At 69.6% G+C, this 13,221-nt stretch carries 10 protein-coding genes; 3 read left to right on the forward strand and 7 right to left on the reverse strand.

What is annotated here, in order from left to right; genetic code table 11:
- Positions 1-80 precede the first annotated feature (80 nt).
- Together G6048_RS26300 and G6048_RS26305 are read right to left on the reverse strand one after the other, a co-directional pair.
- Positions 81-392, reverse strand: coding sequence for an ArsR/SmtB family transcription factor (locus tag G6048_RS26300; RefSeq protein ID WP_165342060.1), 312 nt, complete (start codon positions 390-392; stop codon positions 81-83).
- Positions 393-470: 78 nt separating this feature from the next.
- A complete protein-coding gene (locus G6048_RS26305; RefSeq protein WP_165342061.1) occupies positions 471-773 on the reverse strand; it encodes a hypothetical protein in 303 nt (100 codons plus the stop codon).
- A gap of 328 nt (positions 774-1,101) precedes the next feature.
- Between G6048_RS26305 and G6048_RS26310 the strand changes: the two genes are divergently transcribed.
- A complete protein-coding gene (locus tag G6048_RS26310; RefSeq protein ID WP_165342062.1) occupies positions 1,102-1,464 on the forward strand; it encodes a hypothetical protein in 363 nt (120 codons plus the stop codon).
- Between the two features lie 191 nt (positions 1,465-1,655).
- Here G6048_RS26310 and G6048_RS26315 read toward each other — a convergent pair whose 3' ends face one another.
- Positions 1,656-3,611, reverse strand: coding sequence for a serine/threonine-protein kinase (locus tag G6048_RS26315; RefSeq protein WP_165342063.1), 1,956 nt, complete (start codon positions 3,609-3,611; stop codon positions 1,656-1,658).
- A gap of 507 nt (positions 3,612-4,118) precedes the next feature.
- Here G6048_RS26315 and G6048_RS26320 point away from each other — a divergent pair.
- On the forward strand, positions 4,119-5,168 hold the full coding sequence (locus G6048_RS26320; RefSeq protein WP_165342064.1) for a hypothetical protein: 1,050 nt from the start codon (positions 4,119-4,121) through the stop codon (positions 5,166-5,168).
- A gap of 196 nt (positions 5,169-5,364) precedes the next feature.
- Complete coding sequence (locus tag G6048_RS26325) at positions 5,365-6,180, forward strand: SAM-dependent methyltransferase (protein ID WP_328827003.1); 816 nt, start codon at positions 5,365-5,367, stop codon at positions 6,178-6,180.
- 30 nt (positions 6,181-6,210) lie between these two features.
- On the opposite strand, the gene G6048_RS26330 is transcribed toward G6048_RS26325, so the two are convergent.
- From G6048_RS26330 to G6048_RS26345, 4 genes are all read right to left on the reverse strand, one after another.
- Positions 6,211-7,527, reverse strand: coding sequence for a pectate lyase family protein (locus G6048_RS26330; RefSeq protein ID WP_328827005.1), 1,317 nt, complete (start codon positions 7,525-7,527; stop codon positions 6,211-6,213).
- A 111-nt stretch (positions 7,528-7,638) separates the two neighbouring features.
- Positions 7,639-9,042, reverse strand: coding sequence for a Si-specific NAD(P)(+) transhydrogenase (sthA, locus tag G6048_RS26335; RefSeq protein WP_165342067.1), 1,404 nt, complete (start codon positions 9,040-9,042; stop codon positions 7,639-7,641).
- Between the two features lie 135 nt (positions 9,043-9,177).
- Entirely contained in the window at positions 9,178-11,979 is a 2,802-nt protein-coding gene (locus G6048_RS26340; RefSeq protein WP_165342068.1) for a SpoIIE family protein phosphatase/ATP-binding protein, read from the reverse strand.
- 212 nt (positions 11,980-12,191) lie between these two features.
- Positions 12,192-13,046 carry an SCO2400 family protein gene (locus G6048_RS26345; protein WP_165342069.1) on the reverse strand — a complete coding sequence of 285 codons (855 nt, stop codon included), beginning with the start codon at positions 13,044-13,046 and terminating at the stop codon, positions 12,192-12,194.
- Between the last annotated feature and the right edge of the window lie 175 nt (positions 13,047-13,221).

Below are 13,221 nucleotides of genomic sequence, written 5' to 3' on the forward strand. Positions count from 1 at the left end.
GTGCGAGCCCGGACATGACGATGGCCGCCCGGCGGGAAGCCGGGCGGCCATGGGTGTCGTACGGGCCGTGAAGGCCGGCGCTACTCCTGCGCGTGCCGGATGGCGTCCAGCACGATGTGCGCCACGTGATCGTCGGTCAGGCTGTACTGGGTCTCGCGGGCCTGGCGCCGGGCGGTGACGATCCGCGAGGTGCGCAGCACCCTCAGGTGCTGGGACACCAGAGGCTGGCTCACGCCCAGGGTGGCGACCAGTTCGTGGACGTACTTCCCGCCGGTGGACAGCTCGCGCACGATGCCGAGGCGCACGGGCGAGGCCAGGGCTCGCAGCAGCTCACTGGCGGCCTGGAGCGTGTCCGTCGGCTCGCTCGCCGGGGGAGGGGAAGTCATTGCCATATGCAGACATTAGCATGTGACAATAGTTTCCGATTCGGTGCGCGGTCTGTCCGACCTGGCATCACTCGGCATCGGCGGTCAGTGGTCGTCCCAGTGCCCCTCGTGGGCGGCGTGACGGTGGCCGTCGTGCACGTAGTCGGTGTGGCCGTCGTGCGGCACGGCGACGTGGCCGCAGCCCTCGCCATGCTGGTGGTCGTGTCCTTCGTGGACGGCGTGGCCCGCGCCGTTGCACTCGTCGATGTGGTCGCCGTGGGCCCGGTGGATGTGGCCGTCGTGGGCGTAGTCGGTGTGGTCGCCGTGCGGGATGGCGACGTGGCCGCAGTCTGTGCCGTGGGTGTGCGTGTGGTTCTCGTGGGTGAGGTGGTCGGTGGCGCTGGTCATGAGGGCTCCTTGCGTTGTGCCTGGCGTTGCCCGATGGCTCTGGTCGCGGCAACACATGGTGACATTAACATATAGCGATTCCTGCATGCATCCGCGCTGATGGTCCCGTGACGGAGGTCACGGACGCCGTGGTGGCGGTGCTTCTGTGAGTCTCGTATCCGAGCGCTCAATGCCGGCGGCCGGCGAATACCCGTAACCGCCGATATCGGGCGTATCGCGCCCGCTGTGTAACGCGTAATCCGGACGCGGCGCAGTTTCCATAAGGCACGGAAAGTGCCCCGCACGCGTCCGCGGCCGAGAATTGTGCACCCATCAGATGGGAATCCCCGTGAGTAACTTCGAACCCGTACCCGAAAGTCAGCAATACGACCAGAATCAGGTCCGCAACCACCGTCAGGAAAGGAGGAGAGACGGCTCCGCGGCGCGGCGAGCAGCACTCGCCATCCACACCGTCGCGGACGTAGCGGCCCTGTTCCTGGGTCTGTGGATCCTGCTCTACCTGCTCGAGGCCAACCAGGCGAACGTCTTCGTCGAGTTCGTGGAAGACACTGCCGACTGGCTGGCATGGTGGTCACAGGACATTTTCACGATGGACACAGAAGGGCTTCGCGTCCTCCTCAATTACGGCCTGCCTGCTGTGATCTACCTGTTGATCGGACATGGCGTAGCCGCGCGCGTACGCAATCTCTGACGCAATTCATCATCCGCTCGCAGATGTGAAGAATGCGAAACCCTGCGAGCGGGAATCCGAAAACCTGAGCGAACAAACGCCCGCGCGTAGACAGTTGATGAGTGCCGCGGGGTGTGACCACACGCGCCTGCGGCCGGTACGTCGTTCCGTGTACCGGCCGCGCGGGTCCCGTCGGCGGGGCCTGCCTGCCGTCAGCGCGGAGGCAGCTTCGCGGCGGCCGACCTGGCGAGGGACGTGGCCATCGAGCGGAGTTCGCCGCTGGGGCGTTGGCCGTCGACCCGCAGGCGGAGCATCTCGGCGGCTGGTTCGGCGTTCGTGCCGCTGTACGGGCGGTACTCGACGAAGACCGAGCAGGTGTCGTCCTCGGCCTCGACGATGGCGTCGTAGCCGCTGAGCCGGATCGGATCGCCGTCCGCCTCGGTCTTGGGCTGGTCACGGAAGAAGCTCACCTCCGTCTCCAGATCGTCGTCGCTCGACCACTCGCAGCGCCACTTGGCGACATCGATGTCCTCCGGCGCGCCTGCTTTGACGCCGGGGACCACGGACAGCGCTTTGGTGTCGAGCAGATCACAGGCGTTCGACCAGGCCAGCGAGTCTTTCGGGTAGGCCTGGGGGCGGCGGGGGATCGGGCCCCGGTTCAGCACGGCGGCCGCGCTCTGGGCGGCCGAGTCGGCGACCCCGCACAGCGTCGCCCTGCCACCGGTCACGGTGCCGTCACCCACGTTGACGCGAATCTCGACGAGAAAGCCGCCGGAATCGCCCTCAGGCACCAGCTTCAGCCCGCACTCGTCGTCCTGCCGCTCTTCCTCCAGGATGCCGATCTTCCCGACGGTCGTGGCGGGTTGCGACGACTCGGGGCGTGAGCCCGGCTGGAGGTCCAGCGACACATCGATACGGGTCTCCTCGTCGGTGCGGAGGAGCACGTCGCAGCGATCGAAGTTCCCGTAATCCACGTCTACTTGGGCCTCGCCGAACCGCCCGAGCGCAGTGGGGTCGGCCAGCTTGCACAGGTCGGCGGTGTGGGGATCGCCGATCAGCGACTGCCCCGAGCTCTTGCCCGAGCCGTTCGAGGCCTCGTCGGTGAGCCGGCCCTGGCCGGCCTGGTCGGTGTCATGCGTCTCGCCGTCGTCATCGGGCACGAAGACAAGGGTCAGGGCCAAGGCGGCACTGACGCCGAGGGCCGCGGCGAGCAGTGGCCAGCGCCGCCGCCCATGCCCGGCCGGCTTGTCACTGTCATTCAGGGTCTGCTCGTCGTCATCCCGCTCCGGCCCGGCGATGGCCGCCAGGAGCCGCTTCACCTCGGCCGGCGCGGGACGGTGCCGTGGATCGCGCTGGAGCATGGAGGTGAGTACGGGAAACAGCGGTCCCACAGCCTCGGCGTCCATCTCGACGACGCCCCGTTCGGCCTTCCAGTGCGTCAGACGCTCGGTGTCCTCCCCGTCGCCTCCTCCTTCCTGCCTGTGCTCATCGTCCCCGTCCGACACGTTGCCGCGCGGCGGCGAGCCGGTGACCAGCGCGTACAGCGTGGCGCCCAGGCAGAACACGTCCGACTCCGGCCGAGGAATGTTCCCTCGGGCCAGCTCGGGGGCGGCGTAGGCCGGAGTGAAGCTGGACGGACCGTTGGCCGTGACGGTCTCGGTGCCGCCGGACCGGTGGGCGGCGCCGAAGTCCAGCAGCTTCGCGGTGCCGCGCCCGGTGAGGCCGATGTTCGCGGGCTTGATGTCGCAGTGCACGATGCCCGCCTCGTGCAGGGCGGTGAGCGCGTCGGCGAGCTCGGCACCGATGCGGGCGGCCCGCTGGGGCGACATCGGCGGCTGCCGGTCCAGGCCGCCGCCGGGCACGTACTCCATGATGAACCAGTACGTGTCCTCCCCGCGCCCGTCGCTTTCCCCGTCGCTGTCCTGCGGCACGGTCACGACATCGAACAGCGTCACGACGTGGGGATGATCGCGGAACTTGGCCATGGCGCGCGGCTCACCCAGCAGCCGCCGTACCGCGGTCTCGCGGTCGCCCTCGATCCGCTCCGGTTTCAGCGCGACGTCCTGCCCGACCGTCTTGTCGTGGGCCAGCCACACATCACCGCTCCGCCCGGCGCCGATGACCTCTTTGAGGACATAACGGCCGGCGAATTCGTCTCCACGACGCACGGTTCTCCCCTCATCTCGTCCAGAACGCGCGCGGCCACGTGGCCGCGCGCGTTCTGATCCCGAACCTACTGCGTACCCGGGGGGTTACGCAGGGTCTCCCCGGAGCCTCCATCAGGCGCCCTTATGTGTAGAGGCGATGAGGTCGATGGTGCCCGAGTGGCTCTCCGCCGTGAAGGGGCGTCAGATGCTCTGGCTGTATTTCGCCGCCCGGGAAGCGGGACCCGCCGCACAGGCGCCGCAAACGACTGGTGCCGCTGTCGCAGCGATGGCGCCCGCTGTCACCCGTACGGAGTAATCCGGCAGGTGTGGCACGGCGTGCGAAGTCCGCACCAGGCGGGCCGCCGGGCACCGCGGCGCCGCCCCCGCCGGGGTGTCGCTCGCCGGGCGTTCGCGGTGGGGGTCTCGCAGGATGGTGAGGGCTGCCCGGCCGTGGAACGGGCCGACGAGCAGCCGGTTCCCGTACGCGGCGGACAGCCGCCCGATCCCCCCCCACTCAGGGAGAAGCACATGGCAGTGATGACGCAGGCGCTGGTACCGGCGCTGGAAGATGCCCGGCAGACGCATGCCGCAGTCGCCGACCGGTTCCGGGCGGATGTGACGGTCACGCCTCCCGGTCCGTACCGCCAGATGCTGGAACACCAGGTCGCCGAGGTCCTGGACAGCCTTCAGCGGATCGAGCATCACGTACGCAAGACGCGTCCGCGCGGCCTGATCGGCACCACGGTCGACATGGCGGGCATCGTCTCCCGCAGCGCCATCCGTACGGCCATGTTCCCGCTGGCGATCGGGTCGTCGCTCGCAACCGGGCTGCTGGGCGGTCGGCAGGCCAATGAGGTGCGGCTGCTGAAGAACGCCGAGAACGAGTTCACGGCGGCGGCCCGGGCGCTGGCGGCGTCCCGGGCGGGGGAGAGTATCGCCGAAGAGATCCAGGACCAGGCCGCCGCCGACCTGCTCGGTTCGCTGCGCCGCCAGGACCAGGAGCTGCTGGAGACGCTGGAGGACAGTGTCGCCGCACACGCGCGGGCCGTGGTGGCCGCGGGCAACGGCTTCGGCCCGGGGCACGAAGGCGGCGTGCGGGACGAGGTCGTACGCCTGGTGCGGACGACCACGGACCGGCTACGGGACATCGTCCAGGCCGGCGGCCGGCACACCAGGTCCGCGGCCGAGGGCGTGGTCCGCGAGATGCCGGGGGTGGCCAGGATGGCCGAGGAGGTCCAGGGCGCGGTGACCCGGGAGGAGGACCTGCCGATCGCCGGATACGGCAAGCTCGGCCTCGACGAGACCAAGAAGCGGCTGCGCCCGCTGTCGCAGTCCGAACTGACGGTCATCGAGGGCTACGAGCGCGCCCACGCGAACCGCGACGCGGTCCTCGACGCCATCGAGCAGCTGCGCGGCAGCGAACCGTGGCCCGGCTACGACGCCATGGCACCCAGCGACATCATGGCCGAACTGCAGAACGTCTCCCTGAGCGTGGCCCGCAAGGCGGCGGAGTACGAGCAGCACCACCGCCGACGCGAGCCGGTCATCTCCGCCGCCCAGGCACGCATCCCCCTGTAACCGCGACGGACGCCGACAACGGGCCGCCTCCTGCCTCCTGGCAGGGGGCGGCAACGCGTGCACGAGGCCGGTCGTTCCAACCGCCGGCCCGCGCCCACACGTACCTCAACCCCGCAAAGTCCCGGTGGAACGGGGGCAGTTGACTCTACGTTGTATGCCTAAGGCCATCGATGGTTCCCCAGAAGGAGGCTGTCCGGTGACGCAGGACTCGTCCGCCCCCGGCACTGCGGCATCAGCGAAGATCGACTCGGCGGTGCCGCACTCGGCCCGGATCTGGAACTACTGGCTCGGCGGCAAGGACAACTACCCCGTCGACGTGGAAGCGGGCGACGCCTTCCGCGAGATCTTCCCCGGCATCACCGACCTCGCCCGCGACTCGCGGGCCTTCCTCGGCCGCGCCGTGCGCCACCTGGCCGGTGATGCCGGCATCCGCCAGTTCCTCGACATCGGCACAGGCCTGCCCACGGCGGACAACACCCACCAGATCGCCCAGCGGGTGGCCCCCGACGCCCGCATCGTCTACGTGGACAACGACCCTCTGGTCCTCGCCCATGCCCAGGCACTGCTGACCAGCACGCGCGAGGGCGTGACCGACTACATCGACGCGGACCTGCACGATCCCGGCACCGTACTGCGGGAAGCGGCCCGCACCCTCGACCTCACGAAGCCCGTCGCACTCACATTCATGCAGGTCAGCGGACACATCGCCGACTACGACGAAGCACGGTCCATCGTCCGTACGCTCATGGTGGCACTGCCGTCCGGCAGCTACTTCGCGTTCAACGACAGCGTGGACACCAACCAGGCCAACGCCGAAGCCACCCGCCTCTACAACGAGAGCGGCGCGGCCCCGTACTACCTGCGCAGCCCGCAGCAGCTCGCCGGCTTCTTCGACGGCCTGGAACTGCTGGAGCCCGGCGTCGTACCCATCACCGACTGGCGCCCCGACTCCACGATGAGCGGCACGGGCGGCGAGGTGATCGCCCTGGGCGGGGTCGCCCGCAAGCCCTGAAGTCGACACGAAGCGGCGCCGTGGTCGCGTTCACCGGTGGCGAGGGCCGGAGTGGTTCAGGACGTGCCGCCACACCGCGGCCGGCGATCGCAGCGGACGGTACGGATAGACATCGGCCGGCGCCCAGCCCGTGTCCGTCGAGAACCCGTCGGGCGCCTCGGCCGCTGCCGCGGCGTCGAGTCCGGCGGGGCGGCCGTTCAGCCAGGAACCCGTGTCCTGGAAGCGCGTACCCCCGTAGATCGCGACCAGCACACCGGGACGCGCGCCAGGGCCCTCGTACCGGAACACGTTCCTCTCGGAGACCATCGCGGACTCCACCCCGATACCGAGCGCGTACGTGGTGTCCGCGGCCCGGCCCCGGTAGACGTTGTTGACCACATGCACCTGCCCGAAGCGGACGCGCGGAGCGCGCTGCCCGATGTCGGTGAAGAGGTTGCGGACGAAGGTGACCTTCAGATGCCCGCGGTCCCGGTCGCCCCGCCCGTCACCGGACCCGATGAGCACCGCCTTGTCGTGGTCGGTGAACCGGCTGTCGGACACCGTGATGAAGTCCGAACCGTCCTCGATGTCCAGCAGCCCGTCGTGCCGCTGGACCCGCTCGCCGTGGAAGCCGACTGGCGCCGTGCGGTCCGGGTAGCGGCCGTCGGTGAACGTGCAGTGGTCGATCCAGATGTTCCTTCCGGTGACCACCGCCAGGGCGTCGAAGCGGGCGTTCCAGCTGCCGCGTTCCCCGTCGTCCGGCGACCAGGTCGTGAAGTAGTCGACGGGCGCCTCGAGTTGGAGGTCGCGGACGATGATGTTGGTGCCGGTGTTGACGCTCAGGAAGACTCCGAGCAGTCGAGCGTCGCCGCCCGTGCCGACGAGCGTGGTGTTGCTCGGCACGGTCAGCTGAATCTGGTGCTTCTCCTTGTTCGAACCGGTCTGCCGCAGGACCCGCTGCTGCTTGCAGTAGTCGTAGCGCGTGTCGGACCACTCGGCGCCGTCCGCGCCGAAGCACGACCTGTACTTCGCCAGGTCGTAGCCGGGCGCGTAATCCTGCTCACCGAGCAGCGTGCCGTCACCGGCCTCATGGCCGCTGATGTCTCCCTCGACCCGGATGACCTTGGGCGCGGTCAGGTCGCCGCGGTTGGCCAGCGCCTCCTTCAGCTCCGCACGCGTCGACACCGTCCACACCGATTCCGGCCCGGCGCCCGCGCCCCCGGTGGTACCGCCGTTGACGGAAGCCCAGCCGACCGGGCCGGCGTCATGAGGGCCGGAGGCGGTCGCGGGGGCTGCCGGCAGCAGGGCGCAGGCCAGCAGAAGGGCTGCGACAAGACTTCCGCACACGCGGCCCGCGGGTACCGCCACGCGGACGGCACCCCAGGAACGTAAATGGCTCGAATCAGCTGCCGTCATCGACGCGAAGTCCTCCTCATCAATCCCTGAGCCGGCCGATGCCAATCCCTGAGCCGCTCGATGTCAATCCCTGAGCCGGTCGATCTGCCGGATCTTGTTCGTCGCGTCCAGAGCCGCGACTTTGTAGGACTCCGCGAGAGTGGGGTAGTTGAACACCGCGTCCACCAGGTAGTCGACCGTGCCGCCGCAGCCCATCACGGACTGCCCGATATGGATCAACTCCGTGGCCCCGGTGCCGAAGCAGTGCACGCCGAGGAGTCTGCGGTCGTCCGGCGAGACCAGCAGCTTCAGCATGCCGTGCGAGTCGCCGATGATCTGCCCCCGGGCCAGCTCGCGATAGCGGGAGATGCCGACCTCGTACGGCACGGAATCCTCGGTGAGCTGGTCCTCGGTCCGCCCGATGAAGCTGATCTCCGGGATGGTGTAGATGCCGATCGGCTGCAGGCCGTCCATCTGGTTCACCGGCTCGCCAAAGGCGTGATACGTCGCCGTACGCCCCTGCTCCATCGAGGTCGCGGCCAGCGCCGGGAAGCCGATGACGTCGCCGACCGCGTAGATGTGCGGCACCTCGGTGCGGAAATGCTCGTCGACCTTGATCCGGCCGCGCCGGTCGGCCGACAGTCCGGCCTTGTCGAGATCCAGGTCGTCGGTGAGGCCCTGACGGCCCGCGGAGTACATCACCGCGTCCGCAGGTATCTTCTTGCCGCTCTCCAGAATCGTGAGAGTGCCCCGCGGGTGACGTTCGACCGCGGCGACGGTCTCCCCGAACCGGAAGGTGACGGCCAGGTCCCGCAGGTGGTACTTCAGCGACTCGATCACCTCGACATCACAGAAGTCGAGCATCCCCGGCCGCTGTTCGACCACGGTGACCTTGCTGCCGAGAGCGGCGAACATGGAGGCGTACTCCATGCCGATCACGCCGGCGCCGACGATGACCATGGATCGCGGCACCCGTTCCAGATTCAGTACGTTGTCCGAATCGATGATCGTCCGCTCGTCGAACTCGACGCTGGCGGGCCGGGCGGGGCGCGTGCCGGTGGCGATGACGATGTGCCCGGCGGTCAACAGCCGCTCGTTGCCGGTGACTTCGCGCAGCGCGACGGTGTGGTCGTCGACGAAGCGGCCGGTGCCGGCGAACAGGGAGACGTGGTTGCGCGACAACTGGCTGCGGATGACGTCGACTTCGCGACCCACCACATGCTGGGTGCGTGCCGTCAGGTCCGCGACGGTGATGTCCTCCTTGAGACGGTAACTCTGGCCGTACAGATCACGTTGGGTGAGGCCGGTCAGATACAGGACCGCCTCACGCAGTGTCTTGGACGGGATGGTCCCGGTGTGGATGGAGACCCCGCCGACCATGTCGGGGCGGTCGATGACGGCGACCCGGCGGCCGAGCTTGGCCGCGGCGATGGCGGCCTTCTGGCCGCCCGGGCCGGATCCGATGACGAGCATGTCGAAGTCGGGCACGTCCGGAGTCTGTCAGCTCGAAGGTCCCACCCGAAAGGGTGGGCAGCCATGTCGGTGACCAACTGCGGGGTCCCGCAGTCGACTTGATCCTGATCCTGAGCGAACAACCGCCTCCGGACGTCCTGCGCCCGGCTGTCAGGGCAGGGTCTGTTCGGCCCAGATGATCTTGCCGGTGGGGGTGTAGCGGGTACCCCAGCGCTCGGCGAGCTGCGCGACGAGGAACAGACCGCGCCCGCCCTCGTCGGTCGTGGCCGCGTACCGCAGATGGGGAGAGGTGCTGCTGCTGTCGAAGACCTCGCAGATCAGGCTCCGGTCGCGCAGCATCCGGACACGGATGGGTCCGCTGCTGTAGCGGATCGCGTTGGTGACCAGCTCACTGAGTATCAGCTCCGTCACGAACGCCAATTCGTCCAGCCCCCACTCCGTCAGCTGCCGGGTGACAGATTCGCGTACGTCGGCGACGGCCGCCGGATCGGAGGGCACCTGCCAGTCGGCGATCCGGTCCGCCGACAGCGCACTGGTACGCGCGACGATCAGCGCGATGTCGTCGCTCTGCCGAGCGGGAAGCATCGCGTCGAGTACGACCCGGCAGGTGTCCTCCGGCGACCTGTCGGCCCCGGCCAGTGCGGTGCGCAGCAGCTCGAGCCCGACGTCGATGTCCCGTTCCCGGTCCTCGACGAGCCCGTCCGTGTAGAGAACGAGACGGCTGCCCTCGGCCAGCTCGAGGTCGGCCGTCTCGAACGGCAGACCCCCGAGCCCGAGCGGCAGACCCGCCGGAACCTCCGGGAACTCCACGCTGCCGTCGGGCCGGATCAGCGCCGGCTGCGGATGGCCGGCACGGGCCACGCTGCACTGCCGCGAGACCGGATCGTAGATCGCGTACAGACAGGTGGCGCCGGTGATCGCGGCACCGCTGTCCACCGCCTCGTCCTGATCGATACGGGCGACCAACTCGTCGAGAAGTCCCAGGAGTTCATGGGGCGGCAGATCCAGGGCGGAGAAGTTGTGCACCGCCGTACGCAGCCGCCCCATCGTGGCCGCGGCGTGCAGACCGTGGCCGACGACATCGCCCACGACCAGGGCGACCCGCGCGCCGGGCAGCGGCAGCACATCGAACCAGTCCCCGCCGACCCCCGCCTGCGCGGGCAGATAGCGGTAGGCGACGTCCAGGGCGTTCTGCTCGGGCAGATTGCGCGGCAGCAGGCTGCGCTGCAGTGTCTCGGCCATCGCGTGCTCGCGGGTATAGCGGCGCGCGTTGTCGATGGAGACCGCGGCCCGGGCGACCAGTTCCTCGGCCAGGGCCACCTCCTCCGTGTCGAAGGGCTCCGGCTTCTGCGAGCGCCAGAAGTTGGCCACGCCCAGCACCAGGCCTCCCACCCGCAGCGGGACGGTGATCAGCGAGTGGATTCCGTACGCGATGACCTGCTCGGTGCGTTCCAGATCCTGGGCCTGCCACCCGGGGGCGTCCTTGACGTTCGGCTCGACGACGGCATGGCCGGTGCTGAGGCTACGGGCCTGGGGCGAGGACGCGACGAATGTGATGTGCTCGCCCACCGGGTAGAGAGGGGGATCCTTACGGATTCCGCTGAACGCCGTGCGGCGCAGATCGGTGACCTTGTTCGGCTCTTCTCCGTTCAGCACGGCGTCGGCCAGGTCCACGGTGACGAAGTCCGCGAACCGTGGGACGGCCACGTCCGCCAGCTCTCCGGCGGTGCGGGCGACGTCCAGCCCGGTGCCGATGCCCACTCCGGCGTCGTACAGCAGCCTGAGGCGTTCACGAGCCATCTCGGCCCGTCCGGACAAGGCGCGCAGGTCGGTCGTGTCGCGGAGGGTTGCGACACTGCCGGGCGGGCCTCCCTGACGGTCCGTGGGCCGCTGGTTGATCGCCAGCAGCCGCTCTCCGACCGGATGCACCTCGTCCGTGGCCACCCGTCCTGAGGCCAGGAGCCCGGCGGTGTCCGCGTCAAGGCCGAGTTCGAGAACATGCCGGCCCTCGGCGTCGGCGGGCAGGCCGAGCAGTTGCTGGGCCTCGTCATTGGCGAGCAGCAGCCGCCCCGCACCGCTGACGATGATCACTCCCTCCCGGACGGCATGCAGCACGGCGTCATGGTGCTCGTACATCCGGGTCATCTCGTACGGGCCCAGACCACGGGTCTGGCGCAGCAGCCGTCTGCTCACCAGCGCTGTCCCCGCCGTGGACAGGCCGAGTGCCGCGGCCGCCGCCGTGAGGAGGATCGGCAGCTGCCGATCCGCGACGCCACCCACATTGGCGGTCGTGATACCGGCCGACACCAGGCCCACGACCGACCCGTCGGGCGCCTTGACCGGAACCACGGCCTGCACCAGCGGCCCGATGGTCCCCTCGATCTCCTCGGTGATCGAACGGCCGGCCAGCGCGGGCCCCATGTCCCCGACGAACTTCCTGCCGATCCTGTCCGGTTTGGGATGCGTATAGCGGGTCCCGTCGGTGTTCATCACGACGATGAAGTCGACTTCCGACCGCACGCGTGCGGTTTCGGCACGCGGCTGGAGCACAGCCGTGGGGTCGGAACCACGCAGGGCCTCACGCAGCCCCGGCGCGTTGGCGAACGTCTCGGCGACGGCGAGTGAACGGTTACGGGCCTCCTGCGTGCTGTCGTGTCGCACCTGCAGCACCAGCGCCACCACCGCGGCCACGACCAGCATCAGCACGATCACCACTTGCAGTACAAAGACCTGGCCGGCGACGCTGCGCCCGCTCAACGCCGACCGAAACCTGCCGGCCGGCTTCCGCCGCGGCCCGTCCGCGTGCGGCCATCGCTCTTCGGCAGGCCCGTGCGATACCCGCTGCGCCCGCTGCTCGTCGGCCCGGCGGGCACCGGCACGCCTGCGCCATGCGCGCAGGCCGTTGGCAGGGGATGTTGACTGAGCCTGGGTTCGACCCAAGTGGCGGAGCATGTGCCCATGTCTACACTCCCCGATGGCAGGAGGCGAGGGTGTTACCCGCTGCCGTAGCCATGGCCGCGGTTCTGGATGATCTCCGCCTGCCGCGGCGACGGCAGGCCCCGGCAGGGCGCTGTGCCGGTCTCGTTGGCTCGAAGCTCAGGCATGAGCGCCCCGGAGGACGCAGGGCGGACGCCGGGGATCGGGGTGCCAGGGTGTCGGGGTGCTCAGCCGAGGCACACCACGAGCAGACAGATCTCCCCTGGGGGCGTCGGGGTCGGTGAAGTGCTGGGCTGGGAGGACGTCCCCGAGTCCGTGCCACCCGTGCCGTCGGTCGCCGGGGGCGAGGACGGCTGGTCCGCTGTCCCTCCATTACCGCCCTGGTCCGTTCCGGCGGCGGGCGGGGAGTCGGTCCCCGGCCGCGGGTCCGACGTCGCGGTCGGAGCCGGCTGAGCGGGAGCTGCGGCGTCGGGCCGGGTGATCGTCCGCGTGGTCCGGCGTGCGGGGGTGGGGGACTGCTGGCGCGGAAGGTCGGCCGCGGGCGGTCGTGCCGGAGGAGTGGTGCGTGAGGACCGGTGGGTGTCGGGGTGTTGCGCTGTCGGTGTCGGCAGCGTGGGCGGTGCTGCCGGTTTCTCCGGGGCGCCCTTCTGCGTATCGTCCGGTGCCGTTGCTGCCTGGGCTCGTTCGGTGGAGGGCCGGTCCAGAGTGGCGACGGTCAGGCCGCCTCCCACGAGCGCGACGGCGGTCGCGACTACGGCTCGTCGCTTGTTCTTCTTCCATCGTGCCAGCTGGCGACGCCGCGCTGCCCGCCCTTGCGACGGGGTCTCCAGGCCGCCGGAAGGACCGGTGTGCGAGACCTCGTCCGCGCCCTCTCCGCCCGGCGCCTCGGCACGGAGGTCGCTGCCGCGCCGCGTGCGGGGGGCCGTGAACCACTCCGACGTTTCGGTCACCGCCGTGTCGGTCGTCTTCGGCAGGGCGCGGTTTTCGATCGCTGGGGGAGCGATGTCGGGGGCGTACGCGCCGCACCCCGGACACACGAGGGCGCCGTTGAGATGCCGGTGACACGAGGAGCAGTAGTCCATGTGCGGTCTTCCTGAGTTGACGTGCCGTCGACCCACCGGGCTGCGCCCCCGGAAAAGGTCGCACGCGAGATCGAGCGGCCAGCAACGCTAACGGGGCTGCCAAAAGGCTGCGTGCAGCCCATGTGGCATTCCTGCACAGATTCTTCGGGGGCGTGTGTTGGGGCTGTCTCTTATA

It is taken from the genome of Streptomyces ureilyticus, assembly GCF_011045025.1.
Classification (GTDB): domain Bacteria; phylum Actinomycetota; class Actinomycetes; order Streptomycetales; family Streptomycetaceae; genus Streptomyces; species Streptomyces ureilyticus.